General features: G+C 37.1%; 19 protein-coding genes and 1 riboswitch. Of the genes, 14 read left to right on the top strand and 5 right to left on the bottom strand.

Annotated features, from left to right (window positions below; translation table 11 throughout):
* Positions 1-13 precede the first annotated feature (13 nt).
* The gene (locus J2S19_RS11325; RefSeq protein ID WP_307341559.1) at positions 14-1003 is read right to left on the bottom strand and encodes an ABC transporter substrate-binding protein; all 990 of its coding nucleotides are present in this window, start codon (positions 1001-1003) and stop codon (positions 14-16) included.
* A 164-nt stretch (positions 1004-1167) separates the two neighbouring features.
* On the opposite strand from J2S19_RS11325, the gene J2S19_RS11330 reads away from it, so the two are divergent.
* The 10 genes from J2S19_RS11330 (at position 1168) to J2S19_RS11375 (ending at position 13147) form a co-directional block, all read left to right on the top strand.
* A complete protein-coding gene (locus J2S19_RS11330) occupies positions 1168-1947 on the top strand; it encodes an alpha/beta hydrolase family protein (protein WP_307341561.1) in 780 nt (259 codons plus the stop codon).
* A 68-nt stretch (positions 1948-2015) separates the two neighbouring features.
* Positions 2016-2258, top strand: coding sequence for a DUF2584 domain-containing protein (locus J2S19_RS11335; RefSeq protein WP_307341564.1), 243 nt, complete (start codon positions 2016-2018; stop codon positions 2256-2258).
* A gap of 630 nt (positions 2259-2888) precedes the next feature.
* Positions 2889-3064, top strand: a riboswitch (SAM riboswitch).
* A 556-nt stretch (positions 3065-3620) separates the two neighbouring features.
* Positions 3621-4817, top strand: a complete 1197-nt coding sequence (gene metK, locus J2S19_RS11340) for a methionine adenosyltransferase (protein ID WP_307341567.1) — start codon at positions 3621-3623, stop codon at positions 4815-4817.
* A gap of 210 nt (positions 4818-5027) precedes the next feature.
* A complete protein-coding gene (locus tag J2S19_RS11345) occupies positions 5028-5501 on the top strand; it encodes a FixH family protein (protein WP_307341569.1) in 474 nt (157 codons plus the stop codon).
* Positions 5502-5671: 170 nt separating this feature from the next.
* Entirely contained in the window at positions 5672-7567 is a 1896-nt protein-coding gene (gene asnB, locus J2S19_RS11350) for an asparagine synthase (glutamine-hydrolyzing) (protein ID WP_307341572.1), read from the top strand.
* 527 nt (positions 7568-8094) lie between these two features.
* Positions 8095-8997 carry a DUF7847 domain-containing protein gene (locus tag J2S19_RS11355; protein ID WP_307341575.1) on the top strand — a complete coding sequence of 301 codons (903 nt, stop codon included), beginning with the start codon at positions 8095-8097 and terminating at the stop codon, positions 8995-8997.
* 107 nt (positions 8998-9104) lie between these two features.
* Positions 9105-9752, top strand: a complete 648-nt coding sequence (locus tag J2S19_RS11360) for a DUF4129 domain-containing protein (RefSeq protein ID WP_307341577.1) — start codon at positions 9105-9107, stop codon at positions 9750-9752.
* 32 nt (positions 9753-9784) lie between these two features.
* Positions 9785-10909: a DUF4350 domain-containing protein gene (locus tag J2S19_RS11365; RefSeq protein ID WP_307341580.1), complete on the top strand. Its 1125-nt coding sequence runs from the start codon at positions 9785-9787 to the stop codon at positions 10907-10909.
* Positions 10906-11835, top strand: a complete 930-nt coding sequence (locus J2S19_RS11370) for an AAA family ATPase (protein ID WP_307341583.1) — start codon at positions 10906-10908, stop codon at positions 11833-11835. Before J2S19_RS11365 ends, J2S19_RS11370 begins: the two co-directional genes overlap by 4 nt.
* Positions 11786-13147: a DUF58 domain-containing protein gene (locus J2S19_RS11375; protein WP_307341586.1), complete on the top strand. Its 1362-nt coding sequence runs from the start codon at positions 11786-11788 to the stop codon at positions 13145-13147. Before J2S19_RS11370 ends, J2S19_RS11375 begins: the two co-directional genes overlap by 50 nt.
* On the opposite strand, the gene J2S19_RS11380 is transcribed toward J2S19_RS11375, so the two are convergent.
* Positions 13107-14102, bottom strand: coding sequence for a stage II sporulation protein M (locus J2S19_RS11380; protein ID WP_307341589.1), 996 nt, complete (start codon positions 14100-14102; stop codon positions 13107-13109). The genes J2S19_RS11375 and J2S19_RS11380 overlap by 41 nt on opposite strands.
* A 249-nt stretch (positions 14103-14351) precedes the next feature.
* Here J2S19_RS11380 and J2S19_RS11385 point away from each other — a divergent pair, with 249 nt between their 5' ends.
* Together J2S19_RS11385 and J2S19_RS11390 are read left to right on the top strand one after the other, a co-directional pair.
* Entirely contained in the window at positions 14352-15161 is an 810-nt protein-coding gene (locus J2S19_RS11385) for an RDD family protein (protein WP_307341594.1), read from the top strand.
* 269 nt (positions 15162-15430) lie between these two features.
* The gene (locus tag J2S19_RS11390) at positions 15431-16732 is read left to right on the top strand and encodes a methyl-accepting chemotaxis protein (protein WP_307341597.1); all 1302 of its coding nucleotides are present in this window, start codon (positions 15431-15433) and stop codon (positions 16730-16732) included.
* A gap of 44 nt (positions 16733-16776) precedes the next feature.
* Here the strand turns inward: J2S19_RS11390 and J2S19_RS11395 are convergent, their stop codons facing one another.
* From J2S19_RS11395 to J2S19_RS11405, 3 genes are all read right to left on the bottom strand, one after another.
* A complete protein-coding gene (locus J2S19_RS11395; RefSeq protein ID WP_307341600.1) occupies positions 16777-17919 on the bottom strand; it encodes a glycosyltransferase family 4 protein in 1143 nt (380 codons plus the stop codon).
* An 81-nt stretch (positions 17920-18000) separates the two neighbouring features.
* A complete protein-coding gene (locus J2S19_RS11400; RefSeq protein ID WP_307341603.1) occupies positions 18001-18555 on the bottom strand; it encodes a phosphatase PAP2 family protein in 555 nt (184 codons plus the stop codon).
* A 699-nt stretch (positions 18556-19254) separates the two neighbouring features.
* Positions 19255-19767, bottom strand: coding sequence for a gamma carbonic anhydrase (locus J2S19_RS11405; protein ID WP_307341606.1), 513 nt, complete (start codon positions 19765-19767; stop codon positions 19255-19257).
* A 140-nt stretch (positions 19768-19907) separates the two neighbouring features.
* Here J2S19_RS11405 and J2S19_RS11410 point away from each other — a divergent pair, with 140 nt between their 5' ends.
* The gene (locus J2S19_RS11410; RefSeq protein ID WP_307341608.1) at positions 19908-20699 is read left to right on the top strand and encodes an alpha/beta hydrolase; all 792 of its coding nucleotides are present in this window, start codon (positions 19908-19910) and stop codon (positions 20697-20699) included.
* Positions 20700-20764: 65 nt separating this feature from the next.
* Positions 20765-21844 carry a tetraprenyl-beta-curcumene synthase gene (tbcS, locus tag J2S19_RS11415; RefSeq protein WP_307341611.1) on the top strand — a complete coding sequence of 360 codons (1080 nt, stop codon included), beginning with the start codon at positions 20765-20767 and terminating at the stop codon, positions 21842-21844.
* The last annotated feature ends 269 nt before the right edge of the window (positions 21845-22113 follow it).

The following is a 22113-nucleotide window of genomic DNA, read 5'->3' on the forward strand; positions in this document are numbered from 1 at the left end:
AACGGACCCTCCTTTACTTTCCACTGACATCCTTTGCAAATTCGGTATTTACTAATGTTTCATAATCAATTCGGGCTGGGAGCTCACCAGCTTCATCCATAATATCTTGTAAATTCGTCCATTCCTCTTTATCTAATATAGGGTTCTCAGCGTAAGAGCCTTGATTCTTATAACGTTCGACAACGGTTTCGATTATATCTTTTTCCGTGTCTTCAAATTGTGGGGCGATCGCTTCAGCTATTTCTTTGACATCTTTTTCTTTAACCCATTGCTGAGCTTTATAAATCGCAGCTGTAAATTTCTTGACTGTATCGGCATTTTCTTGTAAATAGCTTTGCTTACTCATAAATGTTGTGTAAGGTACTTTCCCAGATTCAGTACCAAATGAAGCGACAATATGCCCGGTTCCCTCTTTTTCAAAAATACTTGCCTGTGGTTCGAAAAGCTGTACATAATCTCCAGTGCCGGAAGCAAATGCTGACGGTATATTTGCAAAATCAACATTTTGGATGAGCTCTAAGTCTTGTTTTGGGTCAATCCCATTTTGTTTTAGTACATATTCACCCACCATTTGGGGCATACCACCTTTACGTTGTCCGAGGAATGTTGTACCTTTTAATTGCTCCCATTCAAAGTTATCGATTTCATCACGGCTCACAAGGAAAGTACCGTCAGTTTCCGTTAATTGTGCAAAGTTAATTACAGGGTCTGATGAACCTTGTGCTTCGACATAGATGGATGTTTCCGAACCGACGAGGGCAATATCTGAACCGTCTGAGAGGAGGGATGTCATTGTTTTATCTCCACCCCATGTAGTCGTTAATTCTACATCAAGACCTTCCTCCTCAAAAAAACCTTCAGACATTGCTACGTAAAGCGGTGCGTAAAAAATAGAGTGAGTTACTTCAGCGAGTCGTATTTTTTCTGTTTTCGCCTGATTACATGCTGACAAGGTAATGACAAGCATACACGAGAGCAGCGCTGTGAATAACCATTTTTTCATGAAAATACCTCCTAGATGCAAATTGCATCAGTATATTCGATAAGTAAAAATTTCCCAAATGATAGGATATGATAGTATATGAATATGTCTTATGATAATTTATGAAATCACTTAAAATGTGTGAATGCCTATAGCACAAAATAAACAGAAAGCGAGTTGCTTGTATGAATGGCACAATAATTAGCAAGGTGAAATATCCTTCTCCTAATCGACAGATTGAATTGTGGGAAATTACATATATGTCAAATCAGTTAAAAGTAAAGGGCTTATTAGCTGTACCGAAAGCAGAAGGCTGTTATGATGGGATGCTATATTTAAGAGGAGGCATAAAAAATGTAGGCATGGTCAGAATTGGCCGCATTATCCAATTTGCTTCTAAAGGGTTTGTTGTGATGGCACCTTACTACCGCGGAAATCAAGGTGGTGAAGGAAATGAAGACTTTGCTGGTGATGATCGTTTTGATGCGATTGCTGCAATTGAGCTATTAAAGGAACATGAAAAGGTGAACAGGCAACGTATCCATGCCTTTGGATTTTCTCGTGGTGGTGTAATGGCACTGCTTACGGCAATTGAATCAAAGGAAATTCGCTCTGTTGTGACATGGGGTGGGGTTTCTGATATGTTTTTAACATATATGGAGCGAGAAGACTTGCGGAGAATGATGAAGAGAGTCATTGGTGGGAGTCCTGCAAAGTTTCCGAAGCGTTATGTATGGCGTACTCCACTGTATAAATTAGAAAAATTAACTGCACCGGTCCTGATTATACATGGTGTGAAAGATAAAAATGTTTCAGTCGAGCATGCTTATCGATTAGAAAAGCGTATGAAAGAATTAGATAAACAAGTAGAGAGCTGGTATTTTGAAGAGTTTACACACTATTTTCCTCCTGCGATTAATAGAGAAACGTTGCATCGTCTCTGTGTCTGGATGAAAAATCACTAAGCAGACTAAACAGTGAAATGTTATGATAGAAGTGTATGATAGCTTGTTATTAAAAGGAGGTTTTCTTTATGGGAATGCCTGTTGAATTTAATACAATGATTGTGACAAAGGGAAATGAAAAACGAATTGAGGAAAATGTTTTCGAGCTCACGAAGGAAGGCTTTCGGATTTATCCAATCGAGATTCCTCTAGAAGTTAGAAAGACGATACATGGAGAACTTATCGGTGAGGCTGTCGTTGAAAAGCTCGAGCTTCAACGAAATCAGACAACCATTTTATACCGGTTAATCGCGTTAAATACAACGAACTGAACTAATGTGACTATATAAAAATTGAAATTAAGTGACACTATTGTTTTTACGAGGTAGTTGTTCTGGTTGATTTCCGCACCAGTACTCTCCAATAGTGGAGGAGGTGGTGACCACATAGCTCCGGCGTTACGACAAGTAAACTTCAGGTCATCACCCTACCACCATCATCGATTCGCCGAAGGAACGTCGTAATTCCTTTAGTCTTAGTCGATGTCCGTCTGAGTTTGTACTCAATGGGAAGCTTGCCCCCGCTTTTCAAATACCTCTGCGTAAACGCCTTCTCACGTTTCGCCTCTCCACACATCCCGCAGGAGTCTCGCAATCAGATCCAATCAATATATTATTTATTTCGTACATAAAATCTCAAATAAACAAAAACAATGTTTGCGTTCATTTAGGTGGTTTATTTTATTTTCAGCCTCATTTCCTACGTCAAGTATGTATGATAAAATCTAAATTTCGAATGAATTAAACTAATAATTTGCAAAAACAAGGGTAAGACTATTAAAGAGATAATAGAATCTTTATATCATTTGTCGTCTTTTAATAGTAAGTTTAGATGAATACTTTATTAGCTTTAAGCTTGACAGTAGGTGTAACAGTACGCTAAGATATTATCTTGAACGGATTCTCTTATCCCGAGCTGGTGGAGGGACAGGCCCTATGAAACCCAGCAACCTGTATCAAAGGAAAAATCAATGAGTTACACAATAGCAATTACTCTATTTCGTGTGAATTTCTATGAGATTTTTTCCGGTGCAAAGGTGCTAACCTGAAGCAAGGCAAAAGCCCTTGATCGATAAGAGCGAAAGGCGTTGAACGATTACAAAACCTTTCCTCAACAGGGGAAAGGTTTTTTTTTTGAAAAGTGAGATAGTATATATTCTTGTACCTAGTCTTGTTGTCTAGCTCCAGGCGCCATCGGCTCGAGGTGTAAGCCATGCTGTCTAGAAGGAGAAAGATAACAACCTTCCAGCCAGCCTGTCTTATGCTTGTCGCCGATAAGCAGGCGTCTTGCGCTTTTCCTATAAAGGTACATAATAATTCTGTTCACAAAACATGCCAACGTGATTCTAAGGAATGTGCGGTCGCCCCTTATATAGTACATAAAAAAGTTAAGATTTTTATGTGTATATAAGGCTAGGCGCTTTAGCGAAACCTGCTGCTCTGGAGGTTGACTCAACTCTTTCTATCAAACGACTGATACATAATGTTTATCACTAGTACACATTTGTATCTAGGTGTTAGTAGTTGAAGGAGTCAGAAGTTATTAATCAACCTCTAATGAGTAACTAATAGGTATTACTTAGGGAAGAGTTCCGGATCAAATATAATAACCGAAAAAACGAGGAGGAGCAGTATATGAGTAGAAAACGTCTCTTTACTTCTGAATCTGTAACTGAAGGTCATCCGGATAAAATTTGTGACCAAATTTCAGATTCAATTCTTGATGCGATTATTGAAAAGGATCCAAATGCACGTGTAGCATGTGAAACTTCTGTAACGACAGGATTAGTGTTAGTTGCAGGGGAAATTACAACAAGTACATATGTGGATATTCCAAAAATTGTTCGTGATACGATTAAAGGTATTGGCTATACTCGTGCGAAATATGGCTTTGATGCAGAAACATGTGCCGTATTAACATCAATTGATGAGCAATCAGCTGATATTGCGCAAGGAGTGGACCGTGCCCTTGAATCACGTGAAGGTACGATGTCTGATGAAGAAATAGAAGCAATTGGTGCAGGTGACCAAGGTCTAATGTTTGGCTTTGCATGTAATGAAACAGCTGAATTAATGCCATTGCCGATTTCATTAGCTCATAAGCTTTCACGTCGATTAACAGAAGTACGTAAGGAGGATATTCTTCCTTACTTACGTCCCGACGGAAAAACACAGGTCACAGTTGAATATGACGAAAATGATAAACCAGTTCGGATTGATACGATTGTTATTTCAACACAGCATCATCCAGAAATATCATTAGAGCAAATTCAACGAAATGTAAAAGAATATGTTATTAATCCTGTTGTACCTGCTGAATTAATTGATGAACAGACAAAATATTTTATTAATCCAACAGGTCGATTTGTCATCGGTGGACCACAAGGAGATGCCGGTTTAACTGGACGTAAAATCATTGTTGATACATATGGCGGCTATGCACGTCATGGTGGTGGCGCATTTTCGGGTAAAGATGCGACAAAGGTTGACCGGTCGGCAGCATATGCAGCAAGATATGTTGCGAAAAATATTGTTGCTTCCGGTTTAGCAGATAAATGCGAAGTCCAATTAGCCTATGCAATTGGTGTTGCTCAGCCAGTATCGATAGCTGTTGATACGTTTGGTACAGGCAAAGTATCTGAGGATGTTTTAGTAGAAGTTGTCCGCAGCAACTTTGATTTACGTCCTGCTGGAATCATCAAAATGCTTGATCTACGTCGCCCAATCTATAAGCAAACAGCTGCTTATGGACACTTCGGCCGCAACGACTTAGACCTACCATGGGAACGAACAGACAAAGCAGATATATTAAGTTCACAAGCACTAAGATAATGAAGCATGGGGACGGTTCTCTTGCTTCCTTTTCTAGGAAAAGGAAGCAAAAAGAACCGTTCTTTGCTTCTTCTTTTCAATTTGCAGTCATATTATAATTGAGAAGATTATGGGAATAAGTGGGTTAGCCTAAAAAGATTCTTTATGAGCAATTTTTAAGCAATGAAGCAGAAGAACCGTCCCCCTGCTTCCGAAACGGAGATGAATTGATTGAAAAAAAGGTTACTAGTTTTCTTGTTGTTGTTGTTGGGTATGGTAGTTTTCACTGCTTGTCAGGAGTCAGAAGACCATAACAAACATGAAACAAATAGTCAGGATGATGAAGTCTTGGCACCGAGAGTTGAAATTGTCGTAGCGGAAAAGGCAGAGAAAAATCAAGATGTTCCGATCGCTGCCAAAGTTTATTATGGAGAAGAGCTAGTTGATGATGCAGAGGTTCGTTTTGAAATAAAACGCAACGATGAGTCAGAGGAAATTGACGCTAAACTAGCTGAAACCGGTACATACGAAATTACTTATCAATTTAAAGAAGATGGGATTTATACAATTATCGCTCACACTGATGTTCGAAAAATCCACACGATGCCATCAACAGATATTCAAATTGGTGAGATTGACGAAGCAATGAAAAAAGAACATGAAGATGCACAAACGAATAATGGTACACATCACGACCATGAGTAAAAACGAAGGAAGCTGGAGACATTAAATCGTCTCCAGCTTCTTTATTTGTAGAAAAATAGAAAAAATATCATTTTTTTGTCTTTTTTTGAAACAATTTCTTTTTCGTTACGTCTTATTTTTGTTAATACAAATTTAGGAATTTCGATATAAAAGAATGGTTGGTGAGTAAGATGTGTGGTTTTGTTGGAGGTATATATAACGAAGAAACACTAGTTCATAATGAACGTTTGGATAGATTTAAGGAAGCAAATCTAGCGATAGAACATCGGGGACCAGATGATGAAGGGTACTACCATGATGAACATGTATCAATGGCCTTTCGTAGATTAAGTATTATTGATATCGAACATGGTCATCAGCCATTTCGTTATGAGCATGACCGTTACATTATGACGTTTAATGGTGAGATATATAATCATGTTGAATTACGCGAGCTTTTAAATAGCTGGGGGATTACTTGTGAGACAAGTAGTGATACGGAGGTAATTATCGCCCTATATGCAGCGATTGGAAAAGATGTTGTTTATAAACTAAGAGGAATGTTTTCATTTATCATTTGGGATAAAGTGGAAAAGACCTTATTTGGAGCTCGTGACCACTTTGGGATAAAACCTCTCTACTATATTGACCGCCAAGATGCAATGTTCTTCGCGTCAGAAAGTAAAAGTTTATTACCATTAATAGACCGATTAGAATTGGACAAAGTAGCGTTCCAACAATATTTAGCATTTCAATATGTTCCTGAGCCGATGACGATGGATACCCATATCAAAAAGGTTCCACCAGGACATTATTTTATTAAAAAAGCCGGTATGAGTAAGTGTGAGTTCACAGCTTATTGGAAACCGAGCTTAAAGCCTGTAACAAATACGAATGAAAAATCTGCAAAAGATGCGATCCGAAATGCAATGACTGATTCCGTTGAGAAACATATGCGCAGTGACGTTCCAGTAGGAGCGTTTTTGTCGGGTGGTGTTGATTCCACCATTACAGTATCTTTAGCAAAGAAACTGAATCCAACATTAAAAACATTTACTGTCGGCTTCGAGCATGAACAATATAGTGAGGTAGATGTAGCAGAAAGAACCGCAGATATTTTGAAGACAAATCATACGACGGTCCTCGTAAGTCCTGAGGAATTTATCGAAGAATTACCAAAAATTATTTGGCATATGGATGATCCGGTAGCGGACCCTGCTTCAATTCCGTTGTATTTTATCGCCCGAGAAGCTAGCAAACATGTAAAAGTTGTTCTATCAGGTGAAGGGGCCGATGAGCTTTTTGGAGGGTATAATATTTATAAAGAGCCAATTGATTTAGCAATGTGGGGCCATATTCCAGCATGGATGAAACGAGCATTACTGACTACTTCTTCTCATATTCCAGATGGAGTTAAAGGAAAAAGCTTTATTTATCGTGGTTGTACAGGTTTAGCGGACCGTTATATTGGAAATGCCCATATTTTCAAAGAAACGGAAATTGCAAAGGTGATAGCTTATGAGATGAATACAAGCTATCATACGATTACAAAGCCTATTTTTGAAGCAGCTAGCCATTTAGACGATGTTAGTAAGATGCAATTAATTGATATGTATACATGGCTTCGTGGAGATATCTTGATGAAAGCAGACAGAATGACGATGGCGAATTCATTAGAGCTCCGTGTACCGTTCTTAGATAAAGATGTCTTTAAAGTAGCCTCCCAGCTTCCGACATCAACTAAAATCGCAAATGGCACAACGAAGGCGATTTTAAGAAAAGCATTTGAGGACATCATACCTGAGCATGTCGTAAATCGTAGAAAACTAGGATTTCCTGTCCCTATTCGTATTTGGTTAAAGAATGAATTATTTGATTGGACGATGAATCTATTAAATAATAGCCCGACAGAGCACATCATTAATAAACAATATGTAAAACAATTGTTAGAACAGCACCGTTTAGGAAAGCAAGATAATAGTCGAAAGCTCTGGACTGTCATAACTTTCTTGCTATGGCACAGCCAATTTATCGAAGGCAACATTCCAGTAAAAACAAACAAGCAACAAGTAGAACTCATAAAATAATAAATTATCATAAACGTAGTTATCATTTCCTTAACTACATACATTTATATAAAAAGTGGACGGGCTAAATAGCTCTTCACATAGCTGCAAAGTAGGGGTCATGCAACGATTGTATTCTTTGAAACAATTGCTTTAACGTATCTATAATTTTGGATTTAATCTACTTACTTACCCTTAAAAGAAGTTGAATTGAGGTATGGGAAAGTGGCATGACTCATAAAGTGAAAGGAGGTTCATATTTAACATATGAGCTTCTTTTTATTAGTGTTTAGTAAATTACAAAACCCTAGCACTTTGGCTAAGCGCTCGACATCCAGCTTTTGATCCCGCCCTTCGAAGTCAGAATGCCTTCTTTGTTTCTATTCTAAATCGTTTTGAGCTTGCATAGCTTATTATGGTGCTGCTCACAGTTATTCTGTTAGTTCCAAGAAATAAGGAAATTTAATTCCAAAAATGTAGATGATTAATAGAAAAATAATGTTAAAATAGTTTTTGTTGGAAGAATTGTCTATTAGGAGGGTAAATGTGTGAATACACAATTAAATAAACCTAAAGGGTTTGGTGAAATTTTAGATTTCACATTTCAATTAGCAAGAAAACGTTTCACGGATTTCTTTCTTATTTTATTACTATTAGTTGGACCGATTTATTTAATCGAGGCACTTATTTTATTAATAGGCGGAACTAGTTTTTTTAGAGAATCACTTTCGGAAGGGTATTGGTTTGAACAATTTTTAACACAGCTCGAGAATACAGGAACGATAGAGTCTGGGAGTATAGGTCTAACAATTGGTTATTTCATTGTAATGTTAATTGGATTCTTATTTTATCCTGTTGCACAGGCTGCAATTATTATTATGATCGACCAAATGAGAAAGAACGAGGAAGTGACTGTCGGAACTGCAATTAAACGTGCGTTTACACGGTTTTGGCCACTACTTGGAAGCAATCTGTTATTCGGATTAATCTTGGTCGGTATAGTGTTTATTCCTATTATTCTATTATCGTTAGTTAGTGGTGTTTTATTCTTTATCGTTCCGATTGTCGGTATTCTCTTGATGATTCCATTATTTTTAGGGTTAGGAGTCGGCTATCTTTTCTTAATGACAAAATGGAGCTTTTATTTTGGCTCTGTGACATTAAAGGAAGGGACACCTGGTTTAGGACGGAGTTGGCGGTTAACGAGAAAACAAACGTGGAAGCTAGTTGGTCTTTATGTCATTTTTTTATTAATTATTATGTGTGTGAGTAATGCTGTACAAATTACAGCAACCTTGCTGTTAGGTAATAGTGTGCTACAATCAATAATCGTTAATTTAGTTACATTAGTAACAACGGTAATCTTCTCGGTAGGATATGCTGTTATGTATTTAGATTTGAAAATAAGACATGATGCAGATGATTTAAAAGATTTACTTGATGAGTATTAATCGTTAATTTCATAGTCAAGAAGTATCCAGTTTACTGTTTCTTGACTTTTTTTCTTATGAAACATTAACTAGAGAAACGAGATGCGGTAAAGGGGGGATTACATTATATGTTGAATGAGGAGCAGGCAAGGGAAGAGCTTACTGACATCTTAAATGGTCGGGAATATAAGGCATATGAAGAAAAACCGAACACTATATTCGAGCAATGGTGGGAAGATTTGAAAGCATGGTTTAATGAGTTTTTAAACAACATATTCCCAGACATAGAAATAACAAAAGACCATTCAGGGTCTGTTTTATTCTTTGTTGTAGTCGTTACGATTGTTTTGTTGCTATTACTCGTAACTCTATTAGTACGAAAACGGAATCGAAATCGGGCGATTCATAAAAATATGCCGTTACAGTCTATTGATGAATTAAAATGGACCTATGAGATGCATCTTGCTGAAGCGAATAAGCTTGAGGCTACAAATAAGTACAAAAAGGCGACAAGACATATGTTTCTAGCACTGTTGTTGTACTTCCATGAAAAGGAATGGTTAATTGCACGAATATGGAAAACAAATTGGGAGTATTATGATGAATTAAAACAAGTAAAAGGAAATTGGGCACAGCAATTTTATGAGTTAGCATTATTATTTGATGAAGCAACATATGGGGAAAAGGTAGTAAAGGAACAAGAATATCGTACATACAAAAAGAATGTTCTAAAGCTCATTCAGGATGGACAAGACTTAGAGAAAAATAAACAATAGAATTAATAAGAGGAAAGGAGGAACGACACGATTTGCAGAAATTATTACGAAATAAATGGACATTGCTTTCAGTCCTCATCCTCATCGTTCTCGCTAGCAGCTATTACGTTGGCACAGGTCAAAAGAAATCATACCCCAATTATGTTTCACATTCCCCGGCACCTAGTGGAGTGAAAGCATTTTATACATATTTAGATCATCACCTTGGGGCTGTCAATAGGTGGTCACACGTCCCAAATTTATTAGATAAAGATAAACAGCAACTACTCATTATGATTGAACCCACTATTACCCCTGATTCTGAAGAAGTTGAACAGTATACCCGATTTATGGAAGCAGGTAATACAATTTTACTTATGATGGCAAATCCGAAAGATTTATTTGATACGAATATCATTTTTACAGATGATGAACAATCTTCACTGATAGTATCAGATATGAATAATCGAGTCTATGAATCAGAGATGTTGAATAATGTTTATCTAGTTCCTGAAGAGACAGATGAAGTCCTTTTACAAAGCGGAGATGGACAAACAATGGCATTGAAGCGTCCTTATGGAGATGGGGAACTCATCATCGCCAATAACCCGAACTGGATGACAAATGAGCACATATTAAAAGCGGATCATTTACCACTCGTCCTTCAATTACTAAATGAAGTTGAGGATATAAAGACAGTTTATTTCAATGAATATGTTCATGGTGATCAAGAAACTTCAATTATGAAGGTATATCCTAAGTGGTTTTTACTGCTCGTTATCCAAGGTGGAATCATTGTCATCTTTTTCCTATGGTATCGTGGAAAGCGCTTTGGGTATATTATGGTACCGCGAGAGGAAACCGTTCGATTTAGTGATGAGCGGATAAAGGCACTTGCTGCATGGTATCTAAAAAGTGAACAATATCGTGATGCGCTCGCGATTCAAGCAGATTATTTGAAGCTACTATTACAGGAACGTTGGGGAATTCCTTATAAAACAAGCTGGTTAGATAGTGAAGGAAAGATGAGTAATAGGTCGAGGCACTCACATAAATATATTCAAAACTTTGTAGGACGCTTAACAATTCTATTACGAGAAAAAAGGATTTCAAAGAAGGATTATTTAGAATGGTCTAAACAAATAGATGAATTAAGGAAAGAGGTGGAGGAAGGATGAATGTAAAGCTAACATCCTTACTAGAACAATATGAATATAAAATAAAAGGGCAACAATTAAATATCAGATTGCTGCTGTCTTCGATTTTAGCAGGTGGACATGTATTATTAGAAGGTGTACCAGGGACAGGAAAAACACAAATGGTTAAAACACTTGCAACTTTAATCGGTGGCAATTTTTCGCGGATCCAGTTTACACCAGACCTCCTGCCAAGTGATATTACTGGTAGTACGATCTACAATATGAAAGAAGGCACGTTTGAAACATTAAAAGGTCCTATTTTTACAAACATTTTATTGGCAGATGAAATCAATCGTACACCAGCTAAAACACAGGCAGCACTTTTAGAAGCGATGGAGGAAAAACAGGTGACAATTCACGGTGAAACGTATTCTCTACCTGAAGTTTTCTTTGTCGTGGCAACTCAGAATCCGATTGAATTCGAAGGGACATATCCATTACCAGAAGCGCAACAGGACCGATTTTTATTTAAACTAGAGGTTCATTTTCCGTCATTAGAAGAAGAGCTTAATGTTTTAAAACAGGTGTTAGAAAATAAGCAAATAGTTGGGACAGAGACTTCAATTTTAACAATTGATGAGTTCTTATCAATAAGAAAGGAAATTGAGCAAGTGACGATAGGAGATTCCGTCCTTGATTATATGATGAAGCTGGTACGCAAAACACGTGAGACAGAGGCGATACGCTTCGGTGCAAGTACACGTGCGGCAATATCAATTGGAAGGGCAAGCAAGGCGTGGGCCTATTTATCCGGACGTGATTATGTTACACCAGATGATGTGAAGATGGTTGCAAAACCAGGGTTAAGACACCGCATTCAATTATCTCCACATGTAGAATTGGAGGGAGCAACCGTTGACCAAATCATTGACGAGCTTGTGGGGTCGATTCCTGTTCCAAGATAGAGGAGTTTTACCAACATTTCGATTTGTCTATGTTTATATCGCTTTGTCTGCGTTACTCCTTGTTACTACTTTATGGGACGCATCATGGACATTTGTTGTTATTATCAACACGCTTTTTATTTTACTCAGTTTCTTTGATTTATTTTTTTCTCCACACAAGCAAGAATTGGCGTTCAGTCGGAATCTCGTCCATGAATTAGAAAGAGGGAAAACATATCAAGTTGACATAGCAATTGAAAATCGTTCGAAGTATCCGATTTGTTTTCGTTTTAAAGATGGTATTCCACAGTCATTTACAAGAGAAGAATTGCCATTCAAAGGTAAAATAGGTGCTCAGACTGCTGTTGTTGCCTCCTACAACACAAAAGCAACGGTAAGAGGGAAATACAAGATTGAAAAGCTCTATTTTCGATATACAAGTTTACTAGGTTTATGGGAGAAACAAGTAACTCTCAAAATTGAGGATGAAATGAAAGTTATTCCGGATTTAACAGAGACAAAGCAATATCTAGAAGATGCGCAAAAGTTTTTACTACATGAAGGTGTAAACATTCGGAAGCATCATAGTGGAAGTGGAGAGTTTTCAAAGATTCGTTCCTTTGTTGTTGGGGACGACCCACGCAAAATCAATTGGCGTCAAACTGCAAAACTCCAAGAAGTTATGACAAATGAATATGAGCCAGAGCATGGGAAGAATGTGACTATTTTAATAGACTGCGGGAGAATGATGGGGGCAGAATTAACAAAAACGAATCGCATGGAAAAAGCTGTGGAAGCTGCGTTAACGGTGACTGCTGCAGCATTGCAAAAAGGGGATTATGTTGCGGTTATTGCATTTTCTAAAGATATAAAAGTTTATGTTCCACCGGGTAAAGGGATGGCACATCTGCAAACGATCCTACAAGCAATCTATCATATTGAAGTAGATGCTGCTGAATCAAACTATGCTGCTGTTTTTACATATTTACAAAGTATTCAAAAAAAGCGGAGTTTTATTATATTATTTAGTGATGTTCGAACCTTCCTTTATGAAGAGAACGCCTTAATTTATTTAAAACGAATTAGACAACGTCATTATTTTTTAGTGCTTGGAATTGAGGATGAAATGATTAAGGGTAAGGTAAAATTAGACCCAACAAACGTAGAGCTGGCGATGATGAAGAGCGTTGCCCAGCAGCAAGTACTAATCAAAAAGCGGGAAAAAGCTAAGTGGGAAAAACAGGGCCTGCAAATGATTGAGGCCCAGGAAGATAAGCTTGCTACTGCAGCGGTTACTGCATATATTGACTTGATGAATCGAGGGCTCTTGTAGCAGCCCTTGTTTTTTGTAAACGGAGATAGCCAATCAAAATATAAACGATTAACCCGATTAATGTAGTAATTGCTACAAAGTACTTTGCTTCAAGCGAAATGTCTGCTGGGGTAATAAAGCCTTCAATAATCCCGGCGATAACAAATAATGGTACAGTCCCTAAGAATAGTTGTACGGAATGCTTTGCATATTTCTTTAGTTGGAAACCGCGCGAATAGTTACCTGGCACGAACAATTTGTAGCCCATAAGTAAGCCAGCGCCACCAGCTATGAAAATTGCTGCAAGTTCAACCATCCCGTGTGGAACGATAAATGCCCAAAACTCATACATCATACCTTGTTTCCAAAACACAGCTGCCAGCGCACCGACGATTATTCCGTTATAAATAAGTAAGTAAACCGTTAAGATACCAAATGTAATGCCGCTCGCAAAGGCGAGAATCGCAACTTGAATATTATTCGTCATAATACTTGAGGACATTATAGATGCGTCAACTTCATTTTCACCTAATTGGCTAGGATTTACTCCATATGCAATTTCAGCGGGAAGAATCGAATATAGGTGTAGCGAATCATTAACAATTGCAAAGAAGCTACCAACTCCACCGAGTGTGAATAATAACATGGCGATTAATATAAATTTCCATTCGTCTAAAAATAATCCGATAAATGTCGTGCTGAAAAATTGCTGGATTTGCTTCATACTCGAAAGCTGGTCTTTATACAATAAATTATGTGCTTTTGAAACGAGACCATTCAGATAGTTAGTTACTTCTTCATTCGGTAAATACGTTTGGCTGTATGAAAGCTGTTGTGCTGCTTTTAAATAAAGACGATGAAACTCATCAATATCCTGACTTTTTACATTCCGTTTATTTTTATGTAGCGTTACAATGATTTGTTCAAGCTGTTTCCAATCATCACGATGCTGTTTCACAAATTGCTTCACATTCATTTAGTACACCTCTTCTTTAAGAATAGGCCGTTTTCGAAATAGTTTTCACAATACCTTGGAAAAGAGCCTTTAAATCATTCCGTTTGTTGGCCAATATAAATATAGGAAGTAGATAGCTAAGTTGTCTAAAAATGCTACACTAGACCTGTTTAGCAATGTTTTTATTACTAGTACCTTACTATTATAGTAATATATGAGAAAAATAGAAATAGCTTCAGGGAATAATAACCAGAAAGAGGTGCAACAAAGATGGAGCGAGAAAAAATTGATATTAAAACACCGGAGTTTGTCTCATTACAATTTCAATCAGCGGGATTAGGAAGCCGGGCAGCTGCATTTATAATTGACCAAATCTTATTATCCATTGCAAATATTCTTATCGTAATAGGATTTTTATTACTAATTTATGGGTTCTCGTCGTTAAGCTTTTATTCTTATGAGCTAATGTTTAGTATTCCATTTGCTATCATGTTAATTGTGTTATTTATACTTAATTGGGCTTATTATGTTGTACTGGAATATTTCTCAGGCGGAAAAACGGTTGGAAAGCGGATCGTTGGTATCCGAGTTATTCAAGATAATGGTCATAGTATCACATTATTATCAAGTTTTATTCGGAACTTATTAAGGATTATCGATTCGCTGCCAGCATACTATTTGTTGGGGATGTTTATGGTATTCTTCCACTCGAAGAATAAAAGATTAGGAGACCTCGTTGCAGGGACGATAGTTGTTCATGAACGTAGAAAGAAGAAAAATAAATTATCTGCCATTGAGAAAGAAATAAAAGCAAGAGGTCTTTCTAAGGAATCACTCTTATTAGATGAGTGGGTGCTACGCTCATTAGGAGAAAAGGAATGGAAGCTTGTTCATACATATTGTCATCGGGTATTAAACCTCCCATCAGCTGAACGTAAATTATTAACTATTCAGCTAGCACAAAGACTTTTTCCTAAAATCGAACAACTGGAAAAAGATAAGACAACAGAGGAACTTGAAAATATTATCTTTGTACTTTACTTATATTTAAAAGAAGAATGGGAGTTTGATTTCTCATAAAATTGATGAGGATAACTCATACGGTCTGACACCTTCAATAAAACATTGATAGATTGAATACAAATCTAGTAATCAATCATATGCTTTGTGTTAGTGGAGGGACAGTCATGTAGAGTGATTCTCTTTTTTTTGATCTGCAATCTGACTGTGTAAAGTGTATAGGGAATTGCTCCTATAAAGATTCTATAAATATATGTCTAAAAGACTAAATGTTAACGCATTCATAACCGATATAATAAATATATCATGAAAGAATGTGGGGGAAGAAGATGAATACAACTGATAGACCTGTTAAAAAGACTGCTACTCAGCTGTTAATAAGCATCATAGTGTTAGTCATCGTCATGATAAGCTCAATAAGCTTATTAAGCTTTATGTTTGCAAATCATGCAATTGAAAGTGGGAATACAAGCTCATTGCTATGGAGTTTACTTGGAACAACGGCATTTATTACGATTGTATGTTTCACAATATTATATTTTTTCATTATGAAAAAACTAAAGGGAATCAAAACGATTGTTTCAACTACAGCGATGTTAGCTGCAGGGAAATTGTATGAAACGCCAATAAAAGAGGGATCTGATGAATTTGGACAAATTGCACACTCCTTAAATAAAATAAATGAAGGTCTACGTGTATTTTTCCGCAACTTGCTCGCATCTGGTAAAACGTTAGAAAGCTCATCTAAAGAGTTATCGTCGTTATCAGAAATAACAAATGCGACTAGTCAGGAAATAGGAACAGCATTAAATGAAATTTCTAGAGGGTCGGTATCACAAGCAGCTGATATTGAATCAACTAGCCAAATGGCAAGTGACTTACAAGATAGCATTGATAATATGTCTAAAGAGAGTCATGTCATCATTCAATTAACAAAAGACTGTGCACAAGCTGTTCAAACAGGTAAAGAAAGTGTAACTGGACTACAGGCATCTAATAAAGAAAATGCAAATATGCTAGACCAAATTAGTATGGGAATTACAACATTATTCCAAAGTGTTGATCAAATCTCAGGAATTGTTACGACAATTGATAATATCTCAAAACAAACAAATTTACTTGCGCTAAATGCAAGTATTGAAGCAGCTAGAGCTGGTGAACATGGTAAAGGATTCGCGGTTGTTGCCGAAGAAGTTCGGAAGCTTGCTGAAGAAACAAATCAAGCAACATCACAAATTCAAACGATGATTCAAGACATTGAAAAGGAAACAGAAAATACAGTACTTGTTATGGCGCAAACTGCAGAGATTTCTAATGGTTTAAATAGTAGTGTGCTTGAGACAGAATCAGAATTTAACGAAATTTCTACATCGATAAACAGAATTATCGAGGGAATTACAACGTTAAACGGTGAAATTGAAAAGGTATCTGCAAACGGAGTGAGAATTGTTGATTCGATACAAAATGTATCTGCAGTAGCAGAGCAAACCGCTGCTTCAACGGAGCAAATTACAGCATCTGTTGATGAGCAAATACATTCAATCCATGCTATTACGAAATCATCTGCGACAGTAAAAGAGATTAGCGCAACAATAAATGATATCGTGATAAATATTGCGGAAAAGTCTTAAATAAAAGGATGTGTTCATCATGAACACATCCTTTTATATAAAATTTATGCATAACGAATATGTTCCATCTCCCGTACGGTATCAACATATTCCTTTAATAGCCCTTCCAAAATATGGTCCCATGATTGAGTGAGGGCATAACTTCGTGCTTCTTTCCCCATATTGACTCGTTGCTCTTCATTAGATAATAATTGAATAATTGCTTGTTTAAATTGGTCAACATTTTTTGGTTCGCATAATATGCCTGTTACATCATGCTTAATAATATTTTTTACACCGCCAGAGTTTGCACAAACGACTGGTGTACCTGCTGCTAGAGCCTCTAATACGACATTGCCAAACGTTTCAGTTGGCGAAGGGAAAATGAATAAATCTGAGTAAGAATACATCTCTGCAAGCTGCTTCCCATTTAGATAACCAGCAAATGTCATGTTTGCAGGAGCGTTTTTCATCATTTCCTCTTTCGAAGGACCATCACCGACAATTACCCATTCAATTTGACTGTTATAAGGTTCGGGTAGCTGACGAGCAAGCTTCATTAATGTCTCAATGTCCTTTTCCGGAGCTAATCTCCCAACATAAGTGAGCGTGAATTTTCGCTGAAGCTGAAACTTCTCACGTGTTGTATGTTTATCGTAATTCGGATGGAATAAAGAACAATCAACACCTCTGCCCCAAATCCTAAGATTGGAAAAGCCTTTTCTTTTTAATTGTTCCATTGTTTCATAAGATGGCACGAAGATTTTTCGTAATGGCCGATGGAACCAATGCATGTACTTCCATAAAAACTTAGATAAAAATTGCAAATCATAATAATCTAAGTATTGGTCGAAATCAGTATGGTAAGAGCCAACGATTGGAATATTTAATTTTTTTGCGTAGTGCAGCCCGCATAATCCAATATTAAAAGGTGTTGCGACATGAATTAAATCAGGTTTAAAACGCAAGAGCTCAGCCTTGACATGGAGCATATTCGGCAGGGCTAAACGACATTCAGGATATAAAAAGAACGGCAGACTAGTAAATCGATGAATGTGACTGGAAAATCGACTTTCACTTGTACTTTCTGGTGCAAAAACTCTATACTCGTAGCCCCTTTTTTCAAAATAATCTGTTAACCGTTTTAATGTGCGTGCTACTCCATTTACATCAGGTGCAAAAGTGTCGGTAAAGATAGCAATTCTCATCGAATTCCCCCAGTAATGAAAATAAGGTACTAGAAAGAGCCTCTCTTCAAAAGGAAACGTCACACTAAATAATAACGAAAGCTAAATGATAGCCTGTAACATATAATTTTCTAACATAAAGGAACTGAAGATTCCAGATGTACAGCCTAACAAACAGCCTACTAGCACATCGGAAGGGTAATGTAATCCTAAGTACATTCTTGATACCGCAACACTAAATGCCAACGGTAAAAGAACTAAAGAAAGCTCTGGTATAAATAAAATGAACGGAATAATAACCGAAAAAATAGCTGTCGTATGACCGGATGGAAAAGAATGGTCCTGTAAAGGATTATCCGTGACCTTTGTTTCCATTAAAGCTATATATGGACGTTTCCGTGGATAAAGCTTTTTCACTAATGCTACAGGCAGGTGACTTATTAAAAGTGATGCAGCGCTTGCGATACTAATAAATTGTACAAGTCCTCTTGTGAAAAAGATGAGCAGCAAACTTATTGAGATTGTTGCAATCGCACCTCCTAAATGGGTAATATGCCGAAAATAAAAGTTAAGCAGCTTTTGATCGTAATGGCGATTTACACTTCTAAACAACCTGCATTCAAAATCATACATGTTTGTAAAAAGTTTAGTTCTCATATTTGAAACGCTCCTTTTAGCTCCTTTACTATTATTGTAAGTGACGAATATAAAGTTAATAATAAGAAATTGTAAATAATTTCAGCAGATAATTTTCAAAAAATTAATGATCTTTAAACAAGGAAATGGATAATGAATGGATAGTAGTAGCGTATGAGGAGTTAATCAAATCGATGAATATTCATGACAAATTTTGAAACATTTAATAAGTCCCCTAGATATATGGTATAGGAATGGTAACATGGATATAAGTACTAAAGTAATTTACAAGCGTGGTATAAATTTAACATATGAATGTCGCCAAGGGAATGTGAGGGGAGAGCTGTCAAAATTATTGTGAGACGAAGTTTGTGTTTATTGCTTCATCACATGCTGTAAAAATAACATGAATGTTTAAAAGGCCAGCCCCCCAGAAACACAGTATAGAAATGACAATGTTTGTTGGAGAAATCAGACCTTTATCATGCATCATTTATTTTGGCTCTATTCTAAAAGATTGGTGCTTTTTGCACTAACCTTTTTAAGGGTTTGTTGGAGCGGAAGTGCGAGACTCCTGCGGGATGCGTGGGAGAGGTGAGACCCCGCAAGCGTTAACGCTGAGGAGGCTCACCACCCACCCCGCGGAAAGCGAGTACTGTAGCGGAGACAAACCCTAAACGACAACTCAGTTAAAAGCAACAATGTTTACGAAAACAGCCTTTATTTTTGAAGCGATTTATAATATTGCCCTTTTTCTACATATTCACGTCTAATCCGTTCCATATCATGCACATCTGCTTCTGTTAATGGACGAATAACTTTTGCAGGTCGGCCGAAAGCAAGTGTATGAGGAGGAATGACTTTACCTTGCGGGACAAGACTACCTGCACCGATAAAAGCACCTTCACCTATTTCGGCACCATCTAATATGATCGAACCCATGCCGATTAATGCCTGTTTACGAATAATTGAACTATGTAAGGTCACTTGATGTCCAACGGTTACATCATCTTCTATTATCAATGGTCGGTTTGGACTTTGATGTAAACAGCATAAATCTTGAATATTTACACGATTACCGATTATTGTTGGGGCGACATCGCCACGGATAACCGTTTGAAACCAAATGCTTGACTCATCACCTATTTTGACATCACCTGTAATTGTAACGTAATCTGCAATGAAAGCAGAATCAGCTATTTCTGGATGGTTTTCTTTATATGGATACATCATGCCTGTTTCTCCTTTCTTATAACAAGAGTGTTTCTAGTTTAGCTATTTAGAATGGGAATAAACAATTTACCATATATTATAACAAAACAAAGACTGTTGGTCGTTTCCTTTTTAGTTTGTACGAAGGGAGTCACATAATAATGTGGAAATGGAAAACAGACGCTGATGACCCAAAAGGTGTAATCATTATCGTCCATGGAGCTGCAGAATATCATGGCAGGTATAAATGGCTCGTTGAAATGTGGAAACTAGCTGGTTATCATGTTGTGATGGGGGATTTACCTGGGCAAGGTACTACAACAAGAAGAAGAGGACATATTCAATCATTCGACGAATATATAATCGAATTAAATGAATGGATAGATGAAGCAGCAAGCTATCATCTTCCAATATTTTTACTCGGTCATAGCATGGGCGGATTAGTTGTTATCCGTGCTTTACAAGAAGAAAAGCACAAAAACATTCAAGCTGTTTTATTATCATCACCGTGTTTAGGTACTTTATATAAACCGAATAAAGCCTTAAATTTAGCCTCTATAGGTTTAAATAAACTCGCACCGTCCTTTAAAGTTGAATCGAATTTATCGATTGAAATGGCGACAAGGAATAAAGAAGTACAGGATGCCGATCAAAATGATTCGTTATATGTGACGAAGGTATCTGTACGCTGGTATCGTGAGCTCCTAAAAGCAATAGAAGAAGCACATAAAAAAGTTGATTCATTTCAAGAGGTTCCGCTGCTTGTGATGCAAGGCGGAGATGATAAAATCGTTGATAAGGCATCAGTAAAGGAGTGGTTTAACAAAGTAGATTTATTAGAAAAGTCGTATAAAGAATGGGTTGGACTTTACCATGAAATTTTTAGTGAACCCGAACGTGAAGACGTATTTGATGTTGCGAAACGCTTTTTCGATGCCCACGTGAGTAATTAATGATAAACTGACATTAGCATAACCTTTATATAATGAAGTTTCATGAAAGTAAGGTGACTTTTCCTTTGACAGTACCAGAGCATCCAATAAAATTAATGACAAAAGTATATAAAGATATTTTCCCGATCGTTCATCATTATGTTAAATATTGGCGCGAGCAAGCTGAGAACATTCCAAATGTCGAGCTTAAAACGCAAGCGCTCGATAGTATAAACCGTAAAGAATTCCACTGTGAAGGTGGTGGGATTTTAGCAATGCTTTCAGGAAAATACAAGCAAAGATGTGTTGAATTTATAGTGGCGTATCAGACAATTAGTGACTATTTGGATAATTTATGTGACAGAAGTACTTCACTTGATCCTGAAGATTTCCGGATGCTTCATCAATCAATGCTCGATGCATTAACTTGTGGAGAGCCTTGTAAAAATTATTATCAATTCCGTGAAGACCAAGACGATGGTGGCTATCTACATAATCTTGTTAAGACTTGCCAAAGTGTCCTTGCTGACTTAAACCATTATCCGATGATTTCACAATATCTCCTTGAGTTATCAAGCTATTATTGTGATCTTCAAGTGCATAAGCACGTGAAAAAAGACGAACGTGTTCCACGTCTAGAAAATTGGTTTAACAATCATAAGCCAAATGTGCCTGAAATGGAATGGTACGAATTTTCGGCATGTACTGGATCAACATTGGGGATTTTTTGTTTAGTTGCATATGCGTTCCACGAAACGTTTGAAGAAAAGCAAGCTAAGCAAATTAGAGACAGTTATTTTCCATATGTACAAGGCTTACATATCCTCCTTGATTATTTAATTGACCAGGAAGAGGATAAGCTTGGTGGAGATTTAAATTTCTGTAGCTATTATGAGTCGGAAGCTGTAATGATGAAGAGGCTAGAACATTTTGTACAAAAGGCTGATTATCATCTATCAGGCATCCCACATGAAAATTTCCATAAGTTAATTAATAGAGGCTTACTAGGTGTTTACTTATCAGATGATAAAGTAGCGACACATAAAGAACTTAATAAAATGGCGAAACGATTAATTAAGCTAGGCGGTAAGACATCGTACTTCTTTTATGTAAATGGAAGAGCCTATCGGACAATACAAAAAATCTCCTGGAGAAAAAGCTCATAAGGAAGCACGGGGACGGTTCTTCCTATTAAGGAAGCAAGAGAACCGTCCGAGACCATTGAAAAAGTATTCTTATTAGAAAAATAGAATTTATCGCACAAAGTTGACGTTCAGTTTGATTTCCGCTGCAGTACTCGCTTTCCGCGGGGTGGGTGCTGAGCCTCCTCAGCGCAAACGCCTGCGGGGTCTCAGCTCTCCCACTCATCCCGCAGGAGTCTCGCACTTCCGCTCCAACCAAACTATACGGAGGATAAGCACATTAAATGTACAAT

Source organism: Metabacillus malikii (assembly GCF_030813355.1).
GTDB classification, from domain to species: Bacteria; Bacillota; Bacilli; order Bacillales; family Bacillaceae; genus Metabacillus; species Metabacillus malikii.

Bases quoted from the DNA above. Each gene is read 5' to 3' on its own strand.
- J2S19_RS11410 (WP_307341608.1), top strand. From the start codon at position 19,908: ATGTGGAAATGGAAAACAGACGCTGATGACCCAAAAGGTGTAATCATT.
- J2S19_RS11405 (WP_307341606.1), bottom strand. From the start codon at position 19,767: ATGATGTATCCATATAAAGAAAACCATCCAGAAATAGCTGATTCTGCT.
- J2S19_RS11380 (WP_307341589.1), bottom strand. From the start codon at position 14,102: ATGAATGTGAAGCAATTTGTGAAACAGCATCGTGATGATTGGAAACAG.
- J2S19_RS11395 (WP_307341600.1), bottom strand. From the start codon at position 17,919: ATGAGAATTGCTATCTTTACCGACACTTTTGCACCTGATGTAAATGGA.
- J2S19_RS11360 (WP_307341577.1), top strand. From the start codon at position 9,105: ATGTTGAATGAGGAGCAGGCAAGGGAAGAGCTTACTGACATCTTAAAT.
- J2S19_RS11330 (WP_307341561.1), top strand. From the start codon at position 1,168: ATGAATGGCACAATAATTAGCAAGGTGAAATATCCTTCTCCTAATCGA.
- J2S19_RS11400 (WP_307341603.1), bottom strand. From the start codon at position 18,555: ATGAGAACTAAACTTTTTACAAACATGTATGATTTTGAATGCAGGTTG.
- J2S19_RS11335 (WP_307341564.1), top strand. From the start codon at position 2,016: ATGGGAATGCCTGTTGAATTTAATACAATGATTGTGACAAAGGGAAAT.
- J2S19_RS11370 (WP_307341583.1), top strand. From the start codon at position 10,906: ATGAATGTAAAGCTAACATCCTTACTAGAACAATATGAATATAAAATA.
- J2S19_RS11385 (WP_307341594.1), top strand. From the start codon at position 14,352: ATGGAGCGAGAAAAAATTGATATTAAAACACCGGAGTTTGTCTCATTA.
- J2S19_RS11325 (WP_307341559.1), bottom strand. From the start codon at position 1,003: ATGAAAAAATGGTTATTCACAGCGCTGCTCTCGTGTATGCTTGTCATT.
- J2S19_RS11390 (WP_307341597.1), top strand. From the start codon at position 15,431: ATGAATACAACTGATAGACCTGTTAAAAAGACTGCTACTCAGCTGTTA.
- asnB (WP_307341572.1), top strand. From the start codon at position 5,672: ATGTGTGGTTTTGTTGGAGGTATATATAACGAAGAAACACTAGTTCAT.
- metK (WP_307341567.1), top strand. From the start codon at position 3,621: ATGAGTAGAAAACGTCTCTTTACTTCTGAATCTGTAACTGAAGGTCAT.